The organism is Staphylococcus sp. FSL H8-0121 (genome assembly GCF_038008425.1).
GTDB lineage: Bacteria > Bacillota > Bacilli > Staphylococcales > Staphylococcaceae > Staphylococcus > Staphylococcus pasteuri.
This window is the reverse complement of record NZ_JBBOZB010000001.1, coordinates 656454-675515: the sequence shown is the minus strand read 5'-3', so window position 1 is coordinate 675515 and position 19062 is coordinate 656454. Positions and strand designations below refer to the sequence as shown.

Sequence of the window (19062 nt, the reverse complement as noted above, 5' to 3'; positions counted from 1 at the left end):
TATATAATAACTTTACGAAAGCCATTTTTATCATTAATAGCAAATATTGAAAATTCATACTTAAGGTTGTGAAACATTTGACTGAAAAATTTATTAAACAAGATCATTTTTTAGAATACAAAGACGAAAATAAGACAAATACTACCCTTGGATTTACTACGAGAGAGGGTGGCTTAAGTATGTATCCTGAAAATGCATTTAATATGGCTAGATACGTTGACGATGATCAAGATAATATATCAAAGCATCAAGCTATTTTAGCCGATTTGATACATTTTCCTAGAAGAGATTGGGTATTTCCTATACAAACTCATGAAAATAAAGTAGCCAAAATTACAGCTGCAGATAAAGGAACTAATATCGATGCAATCACAAACGATTTACATGGCATTGATGGTCTGTATACATATGAACCTAATATTTTATTAACGATGTGTTATGCAGATTGTGTACCAGTATATTTTTATAGTGAGAAAAATCATTATGTTGGTTTAGCTCATGCAGGTTGGAGAGGTACATATGGTGAAATTGTAAAAGAAATGGTTCGACAAATCGATTTTGACTTAAATGATTTACAAGTTGTGATAGGTCCAGCAACTTCAAATTCGTATGAAATTAATGATGATATTAAATCTAAATTTGAAACATTAGATATTGAAACAACTCAATATATAGAAACACGAGATGAAGACAGACATGGCATCGATTTAAAAAAAGCCAATGCTTTATTATTACAAAGTGTGGGTGTACCAAAAGATAATATTTATATTACAGATTATGCTACATCAGAAAACTTAGATTATTTCTTTTCCTATAGAGTAGAGAAAGGGCAAACTGGTAGAATGTTAGCCTTCATCGGAAGAAAGCAAGGTGAAGATTAATGCGTAAAGTCGAAGAAAATTTGGCAAAAATTAACGATGAAATAAATCAGCAAAGAGAAAAAAGTAACATTTCAACACAGCCTAGCGTGATTGCAGTGACAAAGTATGTTACAATAGAGCGAGCTAAAGAAGCTTATCAAGCTGGACTTCGTCACTTTGGTGAGAATAGACTTGAAGGATTTAAAGAAAAGAAAGAAGCACTACCTAGTGATGCAGTGTTTCATTTTATCGGATCTTTGCAATCTAGAAAGGTTAAAGATGTCATCAATGAAGTTGATTACTTCCACGCTTTAGATAGAATGAGTTTAGCTAAAGAAATTAACAAACGTGCCAATCATACTATTTCTTGTTTCTTGCAAGTGAATGTTTCTGGAGAATCTTCTAAACATGGTATTGATTTAGACGATGTTAATTCATTTATCGAAGACCTTAAACAATATGAGAATATAAAAATAGTCGGATTAATGACTATGGCACCATTTACAGATGATGTTGAATACATACAGTCATTATTTAGAAAATTACGAATAAAAAGAGACGAAATACAGAAACTCAATTTAGAATATGCACCGTGTACTGAATTATCTATGGGTATGAGTAACGATTACCTCATTGCTATAGAAGAAGGTGCTACGTTTGTAAGAATTGGGACTAAACTTGTAGGAGAAGAGGAGTGAGCCCCGTGGCTTTAAAAGATTTATTTAATGGTTTTTTTGTAGTTGAAGATGAAGAAGAAGTGGAAGTACCAGAAGAACGCGAACAAGAACGTGATCGTAAACAAGAACGTGAAGTTGAATCACAAAGAGAGGTAGCACAAGAACCGGCTACGTCAAAAACAAGTGCTATTAAATCAGTACCACAAAAAAGTTCAACTAGATATAATTCAACTTCTGAAGAAAGGAATTATCGTATGACTAATAATTCTAAATCAAACTCAAGAAATGTTGTAACGATGAATAATAATGCACAAACAAATGTTGCTACTCAAGAAAGTTCAAAAATGTGTTTATTTGAACCACGTGTATTCTCAGACACTCAAGATATTGCAGATGAATTAAAAAATCGTCGTGCTACTTTAGTTAATTTACAACGCATTGATAAAGTCTCTGCTAAACGTATTATTGATTTCTTGAGTGGTACAGTATATGCAATTGGTGGCGATATCCAACGTGTCGGTACAGATATTTTCCTATGTACTCCAGACAATGTTGAAGTTGCTGGTAGCATTACAGACCATATTGAGAATATGGAGCAACATTACGAATAAGGAGATAACATATGGATATTGGATTACTTAATACAATATTCCGAATTATAATTTGGATTGTTCAAATCTATTATTATGGAATGATTGTTTATTTCTTTACTTCTTGGGTGCCAAATATTCGAGAATCTAAGTTTGGTGAAATACTCGGGAAGATTTACGAACCATTTTTGGAACCATTTAGAAAAATAATTCCACCAATTGGAATTATTGATATATCATCTATTGTTGCTATCATTGTTTTAGTATTATTCCAACGAGGATTAGTGACTATTTTCAACATGATTTTAGTTCACTTAGCTGGATAAGAGTAAATACTTAAAAGATAGTAAATAATATAGATGTTGTTGAATAACGAGGTAACTGGAAGTATGCCAGTTTGCCTCGTTTTATTGTTAACTTTGTAAAATAATGTGACTGAACTGGCTAAACTACTTAAAAATAAGGAGGTGTCAAACATCGATATTTATCAGCATTTTAGAAAAGAAGAACAAGCAACCATTGATTTATTAATCGATAAATGCCAACAAGCTGAACGACATTATGCGCCAGTATTAACGAACTTTTTAGATCCTAGAGGTCAGTATATATTGGAAGTTATTGTTGGTAGTTATGAAGATTTGGTTGTTCATTTTAATGGGGGACCTCAAGCTGAACGACAACGTGCACTGATCACACCTTCTTATTACGAACCAAATGAAAGTGATTTTGATTTAACTTTAATTGAAATAGACTATCCACAAAAGTTTGTTACAATACAACACCAACATGTATTAGGGACATTGATGTCTTTAGGAATAGATAGAAATCAACTTGGAGATATTATGGTTGGAGAACGTATTCAATTTGTTTTGACAAAAGCTTTAGAATCATTTATTATGTTAGAATTCACTAAAATCAAAGGTGCTACAATTAAACTTAATTCTATTCCTTTGAAAGATATGATACAATCAGAAGAGAATTGGAAGATTCATAGTTCAACGGTGAGTGCACTAAGACTTGATGTTGTACTTAAAGAAATGATTCACAAATCAAGATCGATTGCGAAACAACTCATCGAGAAAAAAAGAGTAAAAGTGAATCACACAATCATTGATTCACCTGATTTTCAATTAGAAATGAATGATTTACTTTCCATCCAAGGTTTCGGTAGAGCACAAATGACCGATATAGGTGGAAGAACTAAAAAAGATAAAATACACATTACCTATAATACATTATTCAAATAGTGTAAAATTAAGGAGGACATAAAATGCCTTTTACACCAAGTGAAATTAAAAGCAAAGAGTTTACTCGTGTGAAAAATGGTCTAGAACCTACTGAAGTTGCAAACTATTTAGAACAATTAAGCTCTGAAATAGAAAGATTAAAAGAAGATAAAAAACAACTTGAAAAAGTTATTGAAGAAAGAGATACTAATATTAAGTCATATCAAGATGTTCATCAATCTGTAACTGACGCATTAGTACAAGCACAAAAAGCTGGTGAAGAAACTAAATTAGCAGCGAATAAAGATGCAGAAGCAACAATTGCCAAAGCTCAAGCGCAAGCTGATCAAATTGTAAACGATGCGGTAGAAAAAGCACGTCGTTTAGCTTTCCAAACTGAAGATATGAAACGTCAATCTAAAGTATTTAGATCTCGTTTCCGTATGTTAGTTGAAGCTCAATTAGACTTACTTAAGAATGACGATTGGGATTATTTATTAAATTATGATTTAGATGCTGAACAAGTCACTTTAGAAGACATTCACCATTTAAATGAAAATGATTTAACTGAAGAAGAAAAAGCAATGAAACAAAATGCTCAAAGTCAGTCTCAAACAACTGAATCTTCAGAAAGTACGGTTTCAACATCTCAAAGTGATTCAGTGACTCAACCAGAATCACCAAATCAAAAATAAAAAATCAGACGCGTAAGAAACAAAACACTTATCACAGCGAATTAGGAAATGGTGGGAGCCTAATATAAGCATGTTTCTTATATCACTGATTTATTTAAAATGAATACATTCAAGAGAGAACTCTAAGTTGAGTTAATCAGGGTGGTACCGCGGTATAACCGTCCCTGTTAATTGAACTTAGAGTTCTTTTTTATAATTAGGAGGAATGAAAGTAAATGAATTATAAAGATACGTTATTAATGCCAAAAACAGAATTTCCAATGCGTGGTGGCTTACCTAATAAAGAGCCAAAAATTCAAGAACAATGGGATGCAGACAATCAATACCAAAAAGCATTAGATAAAAATAAAGGAAACCAATCTTACATTTTACATGATGGCCCACCTTATGCTAATGGTAGCTTACATATGGGTCATGCTTTAAATAAAATTATTAAAGATTTCATCGTTAGATACAAAACGATGCAAGGCTTTTATGCCCCGTATGTTCCTGGTTGGGATACACATGGTTTACCAATTGAACAAGCATTAACTAAAAAAGGCGTAGATCGTAAAAAAATGACTACTGCTGAATTTAGAGAAAAATGTAAAGAGTTTGCTTTAAAACAAGTTGAAATTCAAAAAAATGATTTCAAACGTTTAGGTGTACGTGGTGATTTTGATAATCCGTATATCACATTAAACCCTGAATATGAGGCAGCACAAATTCGATTATTTGGTGAAATGGCTGACAAAGGTTTAATTTACAAAGGTAAAAAACCAGTATATTGGTCACCATCAAGTGAATCTTCATTAGCTGAAGCTGAAATTGAATACCATGATAAACGTTCTGCTTCAATCTATGTAGCGTTTAATGTTAAAGATGACAAAGGTGTCGTTGATCCTGACGCACAATTTATTATCTGGACAACTACACCATGGACAATCCCTTCAAATGTAGCGATTACAGTTCATCCAGAATTAAAATATGGACAATATAATGTTAACGGTAAAAAATACATTATTGCACAAGCTCTAGCAGAAACAGTTGCAGAAGCATTAGAATGGGATACAGATTCAATCCAACTTGAAAAAGAATTTACAGGTAAGGAATTAGAATATGTTGAAGCACAACATCCATTCTTAGACAGAACTTCATTAGTTATTAACGGAGACCACGTCACTACTGATGCTGGTACAGGTTGTGTTCATACTGCTCCTGGACACGGGGAAGATGACTATATCGTTGGTCAAAAATATGATTTACCTGTTATTAGTCCACTAAATGATAAAGGTGTGTTCACTGAAGAAGGCGGACCATTTGAAGGTATGTTCTATGACAAAGCGAATAAAGCTGTTACTGATTTATTAACAGAAAAAGATGCTTTATTAAAACTAAGCTTCATTACTCATAGTTACCCACATGATTGGAGAACTAAAAAACCAGTTATTTTCCGTGCGACACCACAATGGTTTGCTTCTATTAATAAAGTAAGACAAGATATTCTAGATGCGATTGATAATACTGATTTTAAAGTAGATTGGGGCAAAACTCGTATTTACAATATGATTCGTGATCGAGGAGAATGGGTTATTTCTCGTCAACGTGTATGGGGTGTTCCACTACCAGTATTCTATGCTGAAAATGGCGACATCATCATGACTAAAGAAACAGTTAATCATGTTGCAGATTTATTCGAACAACATGGTTCAAATATTTGGTTCGAACGTGAAGCTAAAGATTTATTACCTGAAGGATTCACTCATCCAGGAAGTCCTAATGGCGAATTTACTAAAGAAGAAGATATTATGGACGTATGGTTCGATTCAGGATCATCTCATAGAGGTGTACTTGAAACACGCCCTGAATTAAGTTTCCCAGCAGATTTATACTTTGAAGGTAGTGACCAATATCGTGGTTGGTTTAACTCATCAATTACAACTGCAGTGGCAACAAAAGGTCAATCACCATACAAATTCTTATTATCTCATGGTTTCGTCATGGATGGAGAAGGTAAGAAAATGAGTAAATCATTAGGCAACGTGATTGTACCGGATCAAGTTGTAAAACAAAAAGGTGCTGATATTGCACGTTTATGGGTAAGTAGTACAGACTATTTAGCTGATGTGCGTATTTCAGATGAAATTTTAAAACAAACGTCAGATGTATATCGTAAAATCAGAAATACATTAAGATTTATGTTAGGTAATGTGAATGATTTCAATCCAGAAACAGATGGTATTGCTGAAGCGGATTTATTAGAAGTCGATCGTTATTTATTACATCGTTTACGTGAATTCACTGCTAGTACTATCAAAAACTATGAAAACTTTGATTACCTTAATATTTATCAAGAAGTACAAAACTTTATCAATGTAGAATTAAGTAATTTCTACTTAGATTATGGTAAAGATATTCTTTATATTGAAGAACGTTCATCACATAAACGTCGTAGTATGCAAACAGTGTTATATCAAATCTTAGTTGATATGACTAAATTACTTGCACCAATCTTAGTGCATACTGCAGAAGAAGTTTGGTCACATACGCCACATGTTAAAGAAGAAAGTGTACATTTAGCTGATATGCCAAAAGTTGAAGAAGTAGACCAACAATTATTAGATAAATGGAATACATTTATGAAATTACGTGATGACGTCAACCGTGCATTAGAAGCAGCTCGTAATGAAAAAGTCATTGGTAAATCATTAGAAGCTAAAGTGACTATCGGTAGTAATAGTGATTTCAATGCTTCAGAATTCTTACAACAATTTAATGACTTACAACAATTATTTATTACTTCTCAAGCAGAAGTAGTTGACCACGTTGACAATGGTCAAGCATATCAATATGGTGATATCCGTATTGAACATGCTGAAGGCGAAAAATGTGAAAGATGTTGGAACTATAGTGATCAATTAGGTTCAGTAGGAGAACTAGATCACTTATGCCCACGTTGTCAAGAAGTCGTAAAAACATTAAATTAATATTAGATCATTGATTTAAAGCTGTTAGCAGTGTCAATTGACATTGCTAACAGCTTTTGTTTTATAGTTTTAAATTTGAAATATTGATAAATGAATTAGTGTAAGTTTAGTTGTAATATTATGTTCTCATTATGCTCTTTCAAGAAATATTTTTAGCAATTAAGTTGCTTTTAGTATAAATTTTTAGCATAATATTAAAAATATGGATGTTACTGATAATAATTTCAATAATGAGTTAAATTTATAGATAAGCTTTATGAAAGAGGTAGTATGTATGTTTCATAATAAGAATGCAAATTTTGTAAATGGAATAACTATAAATGTAAGAGATAAAGATGAACTTAAACCTTTTTATGAAGAAATATTAGGGTTAAATATTGTTAACGAAACGATGACGAGCATTCAATATGAAGTAGGAATGTCAAATACATTCATTACGTTAAATGAAATTACTAATGGACGAGAACCATTAATGTCAGAAGCTGGGTTATTTAATTTAGGAATCATGTTGCCAACGCTATCTGATTTAGCTGATTTATTAGTACAATTGAGCGATTATGAAATACCTGTTAACGGTGGAGAACAAAGTGTTTCAACGTCTTTGTTTATTGAAGATCCTGAAGGCAACGGTTTGAAATTTTATGTCGATCAAGATTTTGAGTCATGGCATTATGAGGATGATAAAGCATTGCTTAATATTGTGCCAATTAACGTCCCACGTTTATTAAATGAAGTTTCAGACGAAAAGTGGCAAGGCATTCCAGATGAGGCTAAAATTGGTACGTTACATTTAAAGACGGTACGTATATCTGAAGTCAAAGATTATTATTTAAATTATTTTGGTTTAGAAGAATCAGCATATATGGATGACTATTCATTCTTTTTATCATCTCAACATTACCACCATCATTTAGCTATAAATCAATGGATATCCGGAACTAAACGCGTTGATAATTCTCATTCTTATGGCTTAGCACTTGTAGATTTTCATTATCCAGAAACGACCCATTTGAATGTTAAAGGGCCGGATGGCATATATTTTAGGTTTAATTATATAAAAGAAGAGTGATTCAGTGAAAAAAAGTATAACTTTAATGTTTATAGTGACTATATGTATTACGATAGCTGCAATAATAGATGGATTAAATAATCAAGATATGACAGAGCCCAAAAATCATTTATTAGAAATCAATCCAATGAAATATAATACTTATCAAAAAGGTCAATGTACGTATTATGTTTTTGATAAAGTTAAAGAAGATCACCATCAAATTGAGAACACATGGTCTGATGCAAAAGAATGGGCTAAAAATGCTGAAAAAGATGATTACAAAGTCAATCATCAACCTAAAAAAGGGTCGATATTACAAACAACTAAAGGAAAATATGGGCACGTAGCATATATTGAAAAAATAAATCAAGATGGATCACTTCAAATTTCTGAGATGAATTTTAAAAAAGCTTATGAAATTACAGATAGAACAATTCCAAGTTTTGATGTAGATCAATATCAGTATATACATCCTAAAAATAATGAAAAAGCATAATTAAGAACAACATATCGATACTCATAATAATGCCGATTAGCAAATAAAATTATTTCATTATGTACATCGTATTTATTTTTAGGCTATCCTGTTTTTATATACTTGATTAAGATATAATAAAAGATGTTGTAAAAAAGTGATGAATGGTTTTGAATGGAGGCACATGAATGAAAAAGAAATATTATACTGGTATTTCATTATTCGTAGTCATTTTTATTTTAGTCATTGACCAAATAACAAAATGGATAATTGCTAGTTCAATGAAAATAGGGGATTCCTACGAAGTAATACCAAATTTTTTAAATATAACATCCCATAGAAATAATGGTGCTGCTTGGGGTATTTTAAGTGGAAAAATGTTTTTCTTTTATATCATTACAGTAATTATATTAATCATACTCGTATTATTCTTTATTAAAGAAGCTAAGTACAATTTATTTATGCAATTAGCTGTTAGTTTGTTGTTCGCAGGCGCTTTAGGGAATTTTATAGATCGTTTGTTTAATGGAGAAGTTGTTGATTTTATCGACACAAATATTTTTGGATATGATTTTCCAATATTTAATATTGCCGATTCAAGTTTAACAATTGGTGTAATTTTAATAATTATAGCTTTACTTAAAGATACAACAAATAAAGAATAGGAGGTAAGGTAATGGAAACATATGAATATCAAATTTCAGATAATAATTATGTAGGTCAAAGATTAGATAAAGTATTACCTGAATTGAATAGCGATTGGTCACGTAGTCAGATTCAAGATTGGATCAAAGAAGATTTAGTAAAAGTAAATGATAAAGTGGTAAAACCAAACTATAAAGTTAAACAAAACGATCATATTATCGTAACAGAACAAGAGGTCGTAGAAGCGGATATCACGCCAGAAAATTTAAATCTTGATATTTTTTATGAAGATAACGATGTAGCTATTGTATATAAACCTAAAGGTATGGTTGTTCATCCATCACCTGGTCATTATACAGGTACTTTAGTCAATGGATTGATGTATCAAATTAAAGATTTATCAGGTATTAATGGTGAAATACGCCCAGGCATCGTTCACAGAATTGATATGGATACTTCAGGATTGTTAATGGTTGCTAAAAATGATATTGCGCATCGAGGCTTAGTTGAGCAATTAATGGCGAAATCAGTTAAACGTAAATATGTCGCATTAGTACATGGCAATATTCCACATGATTATGGAACTGTAGATGCACCTATTGGACGTAATAAAAAAGACCGCCAAGCTATGGCTGTCGTAGATGATGGAAAAGAAGCAGTAACACATTTCAATGTATTAGAACATTTTAAAGACTACACATTAATTGAGTGCGAGTTAGAAACAGGTCGTACTCACCAAATCCGTGTACATATGAAATATATTGGATTCCCATTAGTTGGGGACCCTAAATATGGTCCTAAGAAAACATTAGATATTGGTGGACAAGCTTTACATGCTGGAGTCATCGGTTTTGAACATCCAGTTACGCATGAATATATTGAAAGAACAGCTAAATTACCACAAGAATTTGAAGATTTATTAGATGATATTAGAAAAAGAGATGCTTAATATAGTTTGATAAATCATATAGTTCAATATTTGAATTTAGATATTAATTAAAGTCTAGACATAAGTCATAAACTTATAAAGATAAATAAAAAAATAGTCATATGACCGTTGACTAATTGTAGTTTTAGGATTAAACTAATAACAGTTTAAATAAAAAAATCGTAGGTCTTTAAATGTAAGTCCAGAGAGGCTTCAAAGACATGAAAATGATACTTAATCTACATTAACGTTACTACCTTTATATTCGTATATAGAGACGTCAATAAAGGAATGTAACTCATGTAATTGAATGAACATGTGTATGTGATAAAACATCAATCACACATTGTCTATATATCAACCTCATGTCTTGTTAAAGGCGTGAGGTTTTTTTCATGTTAATTTATGAGGTGAGGAAATGTCTGAACGCATCATTATGGATGAAGCAGCAATACAACGTACAGTAACTCGAATTGCACATGAAATTCTTGAGTATAACAAAGGTACAGAAGATTTAGTATTATTGGGCATTAAAACGCGAGGTGCTTACCTTGCTTACCGTATTCAAGAAAAAATTAATATGATTGAGCAACAACTTGTTCCAACAGGTACAATTGATATTACACAATTTCGAGATGACATTGATCAAGTTTCAAAGCAATCTTTTGATAAAGCATTTGAGATTGATGTAGACATCACAGGAAAAGTTGTTGTCATCGTGGACGATGTTTTATATACAGGAAGAACTGTAAGAGCGTCATTAGATGCTATACTATTACACTCTAGACCAATTAAAATTGGTTTGGCAACACTTGTTGATCGAGGCCATAGAGAACTTCCAATTCGAGCAGATTTTGTAGGGAAAAATATACCTACTGCACGAGATGAATCAGTGAAAGTATTCTTAACGGAAAAGGATTCAACGAATGCGGTAGTAATTGAATAATATATCCTTTTAAAACAGTACGAGAGACTGAAAAAGGTGAATTGAATTATATAAGCATTTAACTAACTGTAATATAGTTATGTAAACTTATATGACTATAGATACATATTGCTTATGATTCATATCATTGACTTTAGTCTCTTTGCATAACTGTATGTAAAGAGATTTTTTTATGAGAGGAAATGAATCATTATGGAAAATGAACAAATGTTTGAACGTACAGTAAAACCAGTATTAGATGTTAAAGATAAACCAAAAGCAGGCCAATGGGCATTCTTAAGTTTACAACATTTATTTGCGATGTTTGGATCGACTGTACTTGTACCATTTTTAACAGGACTACCAATATCAGCTGCATTATTAGCATCTGGAATCGGAACATTATTATACATATTAATAACAAAAGCCAAAATACCTGCTTATTTAGGTTCTAGTTTCGCTTTTATCACTCCAATCATTACTGGGTTAAGTACACATAGTTTAGGAGACATGTTAGTTGCATTATTCATGAGTGGATTAATGTACGTCATTATCGGTATATGTATACGATTTAGTGGAACAGAATGGCTAATGAAATTATTACCACCTGTTGTGGTTGGACCAGTAATCATGGTTATCGGTTTAAGTCTTGCACCTACAGCAGTAAACATGGCAATGTATGAAAATTCAGGAGACATGAAAGGTTACAATTTAAGTTATTTAGTAGTAGCGTTAATCACTTTAATAGTAACTATTATTGTGCAAGGTTTTTTCAAAGGATTCTTATCCCTCATACCAGTTTTAATCGGTATTATTGTAGGTTATATCGTTTCAATATTTATGGGATTAGTAAAATTTGCGCCAATAGCTAAAGCTAAATGGTTAGATTTCCCAGATATTTATCTACCATTTAAAGATTATGTACCATCGTTTCACCTAGGATTGGTACTAGTGATGATACCTGTTGTTTTTGTTACAGTCAGTGAACATATTGGACATCAAATGGTCATTAATAAAATTGTAGGTAAAAATTTCTTTAAAGATCCAGGATTAGACAAATCAATTATCGGTGACGGTGTATCAACGATGGTTGCAAGTATTATCGGAGGACCACCAAGTACAACATACGGTGAGAACATTGGCGTTCTGGCGATTACTAAAATTTATAGTATTTACGTTATTGGTGGCGCAGCTGTCATAGCGATAGTACTCGCATTTATAGGAAAATTCACAGCACTTATTTCTTCAATACCAACACCAGTCATGGGTGGTGTATCTATACTATTATTCGGTATTATCGCCGCAAGTGGTTTAAGAATGATTGTTGAGAGTAATGTTGATTTTGCTAACAATAGAAACTTGGTAATAGCATCTGTCATTTTAGTAATTGGTATTGGAAATCTACTTATCAATTTAAAAGGTATTGGCATAAATCTTCAGCTTGAAGGAATGGCATTATCAGCATTATCAGGTATTATTTTAAATTTAATCTTACCTAAAAAATAATCAGTTTAACTGAGGAGGCAAATAATGGAACATTTATTATCAATGGAAGATTTATCAAACGATGAAATTTTTAGCTTAGTTAAAAAAGCAAGTCAATTTAAATCTGGAGAAGTTAATGTACCGCAATACAAAGATAAATTTGTAGCTAATTTGTTCTTTGAAAATTCAACTAGAACAAAATGTAGTTTTGAAGTTGCCGAACAAAAGTTAGGATTGAATTTAGTTAATTTTGAGACAAGTACATCATCAGTTCAAAAGGGTGAATCCTTGTATGATACTTGTAAAACTTTAGAAAGTATTGGTGTTAATTTACTTGTAATTAGACATTCTCAAAATGCATATTATGAAGAATTAAATAATTTAAATATCCCTATAGCTAACGGTGGGGATGGTAGTGGTCAACATCCAACACAAAGTTTACTTGATTTAATGACAATTTATGAAGAGTATGGAAAATTTGAAGGTCTAAATGTATTAATTTGTGGTGACATCAAAAATTCTCGAGTAGCTAGAAGTAATTTTCATAGTTTAAAAGCATTAGGTGCAAATGTAATGTTCGCGAGCCCCGAAGAATGGGTAGAAGATACAATAGAGGCATCATATGTAAATATTGATGATGTGATTAACCAAGTAGATATTGTGATGTTGCTAAGAGTTCAGCATGAAAGACATGGTATTACTGGAAAGGCCAATTTTGAAGCTGAAAATTATCATCAACAATATGGGTTAACTAGGGAAAGATATGATAAATTAAAAGAAGAAGCTATTGTCATGCATCCGGCTCCTGTAAATAGAGGAGTAGAAATCGAAAGCGAATTGGTAGAGGCACGTAAGTCTCGAATATTTAAGCAAATGGAAAACGGTATGTATTTGAGAATGGCAGTTATTGATGAGCTTTTACAATAAGGAAGGGGTATTTGAATCATGAAATTAATTAAAAACGGTAAAATTATTAAGAACGGAAAATTGAAAAATACAGATATTTTAATCGAAAGTAAAAGAATTAAAACGATCAGTACTAAAATAGATGCATCATCTGACGATATTGAAGTCATTGATGCTAAAGGAAATTTAATCGCACCAGGATTTGTAGATGTACATGTGCATTTACGTGAACCAGGTGGTGAACACAAAGAGACAATTGAAACAGGTACAAAAGCAGCAGCTAGAGGTGGATTTACTACAATTTGCCCTATGCCTAATACAAGACCAGTACCAGATTCAGTTGAAAATGTAAGAGCGTTAAGAGAAAGAATTTCTGAAACAGCTCAAGTTCGCGTATTACCCTATGCTTCAATTACAACTAGACAAGCTGGTAAAGAGTTAGTGGATTTCGAAGCTTTAGCTAAAGAAGGTGTGTTTGCGTTCACAGACGATGGCGTCGGTGTACAACAAGCGAGTATGATGTACGCTGCTATGAAGCAAGCTGCTAAAGTTAAAAAGCCAATTGTTGCTCATTGTGAAGACAATAGCTTAATTTATGGCGGCGCTATGCATAAAGGTAAACGTAGTGAAGAACTAGGTATTCCTGGTATTCCAAATGTTTGTGAATCAGTTCAAATTGCAAGAGATGTTTTATTAGCTGAAGCAGCAGGATGTCATTATCATGTTTGTCACGTATCAACTAAAGAAAGTGTCCGTGTTATTCGCGATGCTAAAAAAGCAGGCATTCATGTTACAGCTGAAGTAACGCCACATCACTTATTATTAACAGAAAATGATGTTCCAGGTGATGATGCTAATTATAAAATGAATCCACCATTAAGAAGTACAGAAGATCGTGACGCATTATTAGAAGGATTATTAGACGGTACAATTGATTGTATTGCTACAGACCATGCGCCACACGCTAAAGAAGAAAAAGAACAACCTATGACTAAAGCACCATTTGGAATTGTAGGTAGTGAAACAGCATTCCCATTACTATATACACACTTCGTAAGAAATGGTAATTGGTCATTAAAACAATTAATTGATTATTTAACAATTAAACCAGCTACAATCTTTAATCTTAACTACGGAAAACTACACAAAGATAGTTATGCTGATATTACTATTATTGATTTAGAAAATGAAAAAGAAATTAGAAGTGAAGATTTCTTATCAAAAGCTGACAATACACCATTTATTGGTGAGAAAGTATACGGACATCCCGTATTAACTATGATAAAAGGTGAAGTTGTATTTAAGGAGGAAAAATAAATGCTTTCAAAACGTTATCTAGTATTTGAAGACGGTTCTTATTATGAAGGATACCAGCTAGGTTCAGATGAATTATCGATTGGTGAAATTGTTTTTAACACAGCAATGACAGGTTATCAAGAAACAATTTCTGACCCTTCATATACAGGTCAAATTATTACATTTACGTATCCATTAATTGGAAATTATGGAATTAATAGAGATGACTTTGAATCTTTAACACCTACATTAAATGGTGTAGTAGTCAAAGAAGCAAGTACACATCCAAGTAATTTCCGTAATCAAAAGACATTACATGAAGTATTAGTTCAATATCAAATACCTGGTATCTCAGGTGTTGATACTAGAAGTATCACACGTAAAATTCGCCAACATGGTGTATTAAGAGCTGGATTTACAGATAACAAAGATGAAATTGAAAGCTTAGTTGAACATCTTAAAACAACTGAATTACCTAGAGACGAAGTATCAACTGTTTCTACAAAAACACCTTATGTATCTACTGGAGCAGATTTAAGCGTTGTACTTCTTGACTTTGGTAAAAAGCAAAATATTGTACGAGAATTAAATATGCGAGGGTGCAATGTGACAGTTGTGCCATACGACACATCTGCTGAAGAAATATTGAAGATGTCACCAGATGGCGTAATGCTATCAAATGGACCTGGAGATCCAGATGAAGTAGAAGTAGCTATTCAAATGATTAAAGGTATTCTTGGTAAAATTCCATTCTTTGGAATTTGCCTAGGACACCAATTATTCGCATTATCCCAAGGTGCTAAATCATTCAAAATGAAGTTTGGTCATCGAGGCGCTAACCATCCTGTTAAAAACTTAAAAACAGGTAAAGTTGACATTACAAGTCAAAACCATGGTTATTCAATCGATAAAGATTCTTTAGAAAACACTGATTTAGAGGTTACTCATATTGCTTTAAATGATGGAACTGTTGAAGGTTTAAGACATAAGACTTTACCTGCTTTTTCTGTTCAATATCATCCTGAAGCAAGACCAGGCCCAAGCGATTCGAATTATTTATTTGATGAATTTATAACAATGATGAACGAGTTCATAGAAAAGGAGCGTAATGTAAATGCCTAAGCGTAACGATATTCAAACAATTTTAGTAGTAGGATCGGGTCCAATTATTATTGGGCAAGCTGCGGAATTTGATTATGCAGGAACTCAAGCTTGTCTTGCACTTAAAGAAGAAGGATATAGAGTTATATTAGTTAACTCAAATCCAGCGACGATTATGACAGATAAAGAAATTGCAGATAAAGTTTATATTGAACCATTAACACACGATTTTATTGCACGTATTATTCGCAAAGAACAACCCGATGCATTACTTCCTACATTAGGTGGTCAAACTGGTTTGAATATGGCTATTCAATTACACGATAGTGGTGTATTAGCCGCAAATAATGTGAAGTTACTTGGTACTGAATTAGAATCAATTCAACAAGCTGAAGACCGTGAATTATTTAGAACGTTAATGAATGATTTAAATGTTCCAGCACCTGAAAGTGACATCGTAAATACAGTAGAACAAGCTTTTAAATTTAAAGAAGAAGTTGGCTATCCATTAATCGTTCGTCCTGCATTCACAATGGGAGGAACTGGTGGCGGTATTTGCTACAACGATGATGACTTAAAAGAAGTTGTTACCAATGGTCTTCATTATAGTCCTGCTACACAATGTTTAATTGAAAAATCAATTGCTGGATTTAAAGAAATTGAATATGAAGTTATGCGTGATAAAAATGATAATGCAATAGTAGTTTGTAATATGGAGAATATTGACCCAGTTGGTATACACACTGGTGACTCAATTGTTGTTGCGCCAAGTCAGACACTATCAGACGTCGAATATCAAATGCTACGTGATGTGTCATTAAAAGTTATTCGCGCTTTAGGAATTGAAGGTGGATGTAACGTACAACTAGCTTTAGATCCAGATTCATACAACTATTACATTATTGAAGTAAACCCACGTGTATCTCGTTCATCAGCATTAGCATCTAAAGCAACAGGTTATCCAATTGCGAAGTTAGCAGCCAAAATTGCTGTAGGTTTAACACTAGATGAAATGTTAAATCCAATTACTGGAACTTCTTATGCTGCATTTGAACCTACACTAGACTACGTTATTTCAAAAATACCACGTTTCCCATTTGATAAATTCGAAAAAGGTGAGCGTGAATTAGGTACTCAAATGAAAGCAACTGGAGAAGTAATGGCAATAGGACGCACATATGAAGAATCTTTATTAAAAGCGATTCGTTCATTAGAATACGGCGTACATCATTTAGGATTACCAAACGGTGAAAGCTTTGATTTAGACTACATTAAAGAACGTATTAGTCATCAAGATGATGAAAGATTATTCTTTATAGGTGAGGCCATACGTCGTGGAACAACTTTAGAAGAAATTCATGAAATGACTAAAATTGATTATTTCTTCTTAAATAAATTCCAAAATATTATCAACATTGAACATGAACTTAAAGCACATCAAGGTGATTTAGAATACCTTAAATATGCTAAAGATTATGGATTCAGTGATAGAGTTATTGCACATCGTTTTGATATGACAGAAGAAGAAGTTTATCAATTACGAATTGAAAATAATATTACTCCAGTGTACAAAATGGTAGATACATGTGCTGCTGAATTTGAGTCTACAACACCTTATTACTATGGTACTTATGAAACTGAAAATGAATCTATTGTTACTGATAAAGAAAAAATTCTTGTATTAGGATCTGGACCTATTCGAATTGGACAAGGTGTAGAATTTGACTATGCAACAGTTCATGCTGTGTGGGCAATACAAAATGCTGGTTATGAAGCAATTATTGTAAATAATAACCCTGAAACTGTATCAACAGATTTTTCAATTTCAGATAAATTATATTTTGAACCATTAACAGAAGAAGATGTAATGAGTATTATTAATCTTGAAAAACCTAAAGGTGTAGTTGTACAGTTTGGTGGACAAACAGCAATTAACCTTGCTGACAAATTAGCAAAACATGGCGTACAAGTACTAGGAACTTCTTTAGAAAACTTAAACCGTGCTGAAGATAGAAAAGAATTTGAAGCATTACTTCATACTATCGATGTACCACAACCTCAAGGTAAAACTGCAACATCACCAAAAGAAGCGTTAGAAAACGCGCGTAATATTGGATATCCAGTTGTAGTTAGACCATCTTATGTGCTTGGTGGTCGTGCTATGGAAATTGTAGATAGTGATGATGAGTTAGAAAATTATATGACACAAGCTGTTAAAGCTAGTCCAGAACATCCAGTATTAGTTGATAGATATTTAACTGGTAAAGAAATTGAAGTCGATGCTATTTCAGATGGAGAAACAGTCATTATTCCAGGAATAATGGAACATATTGAACGTGCAGGTGTACACAGTGGTGATTCTATTGCAGTATACCCACCTCAAACACTATCTCAAGAAGAAATTAAAACACTTGAAGATTACACAATTAGATTAGCTAAAGGTTTAAATATTATTGGATTAATCAATATTCAATTTGTAATTGCACATGATGGTGTTTATGTTCTAGAGGTAAATCCTCGTTCAAGTCGAACAGTACCATTTTTAAGTAAAATTACTGACATTCAAATGGCACAATTAGCTATGCAAGCAATCATGGGTACGAAATTATCATCTTTAGGCTATAAAGAAGGTATTCAACCGTATTCAGAAGGTGTATTTGTTAAAGCACCAGTATTTAGCTTTAATAAACTGAAAAATGTAGACATTACTTTAGGGCCTGAAATGAAATCTACAGGTGAAGTAATGGGTAAAGACCAAACATTAGAAAAAGCGCTATACAAAGGGTTAACTGGTAGTGGATTTGAAGTCAAAGATCACGGTACAGTATTAATGACAGTAAGCAATAAAGATAAAGACGAAATTGTCAAAATTGCACACCGTCTTAATGAAGTAGGTTATAAGATTCTAGCAACTAAGGGGACTGCTGAAAAATTAAAACAAAATAATATACCAGCAGCAGTTGTAGGCAAAATCGGTGGAGAAAATGACTTGCTTACACGTATTCAAAATGGTGACGTTCAAATCGTTATTAACACAATGACAAAAGGTAAAGAAGTGGAAAGAGATGGATTCCAAATTCGTCGTACAACAGTTGAAAATGGTATTCCATGTTTAACATCATTAGATACTGCTAGCGCTTTAACTAATGTTATTGAGAGTATGACATTTACGATGCGAAATATGTAAACTAATTCAATATAATTTAATATTTTGAAACTACATTTTAATTTAGATA

Annotated in this window: 17 protein-coding genes; all 17 read left to right on the top strand. The window is 32.4% G+C overall.

Features of this window, described 5'->3' with window-relative positions:
• Positions 1-77 precede the first annotated feature (77 nt).
• The 17 genes from pgeF (at position 78) to carB (ending at position 19013) form a co-directional block, all read left to right on the top strand.
• A complete protein-coding gene (gene pgeF, locus LFT63_RS03225; protein WP_017637167.1) occupies positions 78-881 on the top strand; it encodes a peptidoglycan editing factor PgeF in 804 nt (267 codons plus the stop codon).
• Complete coding sequence (locus LFT63_RS03220) at positions 881-1558, top strand: YggS family pyridoxal phosphate-dependent enzyme (protein ID WP_017637166.1); 678 nt, start codon at positions 881-883, stop codon at positions 1556-1558. Before pgeF ends, LFT63_RS03220 begins: the two co-directional genes overlap by 1 nt.
• Before the next feature lie 5 nt (positions 1559-1563).
• On the top strand, positions 1564-2148 hold the full coding sequence (locus LFT63_RS03215) for a cell division protein SepF (RefSeq protein ID WP_017637165.1): 585 nt from the start codon (positions 1564-1566) through the stop codon (positions 2146-2148).
• An 11-nt stretch (positions 2149-2159) separates the two neighbouring features.
• Positions 2160-2453, top strand: a complete 294-nt coding sequence (locus LFT63_RS03210) for a YggT family protein (RefSeq protein ID WP_017637164.1) — start codon at positions 2160-2162, stop codon at positions 2451-2453.
• 141 nt (positions 2454-2594) lie between these two features.
• The gene (locus LFT63_RS03205; RefSeq protein ID WP_017637163.1) at positions 2595-3374 is read left to right on the top strand and encodes a YlmH family RNA-binding protein; all 780 of its coding nucleotides are present in this window, start codon (positions 2595-2597) and stop codon (positions 3372-3374) included.
• 23 nt (positions 3375-3397) lie between these two features.
• On the top strand, positions 3398-4048 hold the full coding sequence (locus tag LFT63_RS03200) for a DivIVA domain-containing protein (protein WP_340767915.1): 651 nt from the start codon (positions 3398-3400) through the stop codon (positions 4046-4048).
• A gap of 215 nt (positions 4049-4263) precedes the next feature.
• Positions 4264-7014: an isoleucine--tRNA ligase gene (gene ileS / locus LFT63_RS03195; protein WP_029055478.1), complete on the top strand. Its 2751-nt coding sequence runs from the start codon at positions 4264-4266 to the stop codon at positions 7012-7014.
• 274 nt (positions 7015-7288) lie between these two features.
• A complete protein-coding gene (locus LFT63_RS03190) occupies positions 7289-8083 on the top strand; it encodes a VOC family protein (RefSeq protein ID WP_017637160.1) in 795 nt (264 codons plus the stop codon).
• A 4-nt stretch (positions 8084-8087) separates the two neighbouring features.
• Positions 8088-8561, top strand: coding sequence for a CHAP domain-containing protein (locus LFT63_RS03185; protein WP_017637159.1), 474 nt, complete (start codon positions 8088-8090; stop codon positions 8559-8561).
• 167 nt (positions 8562-8728) lie between these two features.
• The gene (gene lspA / locus LFT63_RS03180; protein ID WP_029055477.1) at positions 8729-9205 is read left to right on the top strand and encodes a signal peptidase II; all 477 of its coding nucleotides are present in this window, start codon (positions 8729-8731) and stop codon (positions 9203-9205) included.
• A gap of 11 nt (positions 9206-9216) precedes the next feature.
• On the top strand, positions 9217-10134 hold the full coding sequence (locus LFT63_RS03175) for an RluA family pseudouridine synthase (protein WP_029055476.1): 918 nt from the start codon (positions 9217-9219) through the stop codon (positions 10132-10134).
• Positions 10135-10531: 397 nt separating this feature from the next.
• Positions 10532-11059: a bifunctional pyr operon transcriptional regulator/uracil phosphoribosyltransferase PyrR gene (gene pyrR / locus LFT63_RS03170; protein WP_017637157.1), complete on the top strand. Its 528-nt coding sequence runs from the start codon at positions 10532-10534 to the stop codon at positions 11057-11059.
• Between the two features lie 192 nt (positions 11060-11251).
• Positions 11252-12544 carry a uracil-xanthine permease family protein gene (locus LFT63_RS03165; protein ID WP_029055475.1) on the top strand — a complete coding sequence of 431 codons (1293 nt, stop codon included), beginning with the start codon at positions 11252-11254 and terminating at the stop codon, positions 12542-12544.
• Between the two features lie 24 nt (positions 12545-12568).
• The gene (locus tag LFT63_RS03160) at positions 12569-13450 is read left to right on the top strand and encodes an aspartate carbamoyltransferase catalytic subunit (RefSeq protein WP_340767908.1); all 882 of its coding nucleotides are present in this window, start codon (positions 12569-12571) and stop codon (positions 13448-13450) included.
• Between the two features lie 18 nt (positions 13451-13468).
• A complete protein-coding gene (locus tag LFT63_RS03155) occupies positions 13469-14746 on the top strand; it encodes a dihydroorotase (RefSeq protein WP_340767906.1) in 1278 nt (425 codons plus the stop codon).
• Positions 14747-15847, top strand: a complete 1101-nt coding sequence (locus LFT63_RS03150) for a carbamoyl phosphate synthase small subunit (RefSeq protein WP_017637153.1) — start codon at positions 14747-14749, stop codon at positions 15845-15847.
• Complete coding sequence (gene carB, locus LFT63_RS03145; RefSeq protein ID WP_340767904.1) at positions 15840-19013, top strand: carbamoyl-phosphate synthase large subunit; 3174 nt, start codon at positions 15840-15842, stop codon at positions 19011-19013. The genes LFT63_RS03150 and carB overlap by 8 nt, the downstream gene beginning before the upstream one ends.
• Positions 19014-19062: the final 49 nt, after the last annotated feature.

What these genes read in the sequence shown, in the direction of transcription:
- LFT63_RS03190 (WP_017637160.1), top strand. Translation starts at nt 7,289, where the DNA reads ATGTTTCATAATAAGAATGCAAATTTTGTAAATGGAATAACTATAAAT.
- ileS (WP_029055478.1), top strand. Translation starts at nt 4,264, where the DNA reads ATGAATTATAAAGATACGTTATTAATGCCAAAAACAGAATTTCCAATG.
- LFT63_RS03155 (WP_340767906.1), top strand. Translation starts at nt 13,469, where the DNA reads ATGAAATTAATTAAAAACGGTAAAATTATTAAGAACGGAAAATTGAAA.
- pyrR (WP_017637157.1), top strand. Translation starts at nt 10,532, where the DNA reads ATGTCTGAACGCATCATTATGGATGAAGCAGCAATACAACGTACAGTA.
- carB (WP_340767904.1), top strand. Translation starts at nt 15,840, where the DNA reads ATGCCTAAGCGTAACGATATTCAAACAATTTTAGTAGTAGGATCGGGT.
- LFT63_RS03200 (WP_340767915.1), top strand. Translation starts at nt 3,398, where the DNA reads ATGCCTTTTACACCAAGTGAAATTAAAAGCAAAGAGTTTACTCGTGTG.
- LFT63_RS03210 (WP_017637164.1), top strand. Translation starts at nt 2,160, where the DNA reads ATGGATATTGGATTACTTAATACAATATTCCGAATTATAATTTGGATT.
- LFT63_RS03150 (WP_017637153.1), top strand. Translation starts at nt 14,747, where the DNA reads ATGCTTTCAAAACGTTATCTAGTATTTGAAGACGGTTCTTATTATGAA.
- LFT63_RS03175 (WP_029055476.1), top strand. Translation starts at nt 9,217, where the DNA reads ATGGAAACATATGAATATCAAATTTCAGATAATAATTATGTAGGTCAA.
- LFT63_RS03220 (WP_017637166.1), top strand. Translation starts at nt 881, where the DNA reads ATGCGTAAAGTCGAAGAAAATTTGGCAAAAATTAACGATGAAATAAAT.
- lspA (WP_029055477.1), top strand. Translation starts at nt 8,729, where the DNA reads ATGAAAAAGAAATATTATACTGGTATTTCATTATTCGTAGTCATTTTT.
- LFT63_RS03165 (WP_029055475.1), top strand. Translation starts at nt 11,252, where the DNA reads ATGGAAAATGAACAAATGTTTGAACGTACAGTAAAACCAGTATTAGAT.
- LFT63_RS03160 (WP_340767908.1), top strand. Translation starts at nt 12,569, where the DNA reads ATGGAACATTTATTATCAATGGAAGATTTATCAAACGATGAAATTTTT.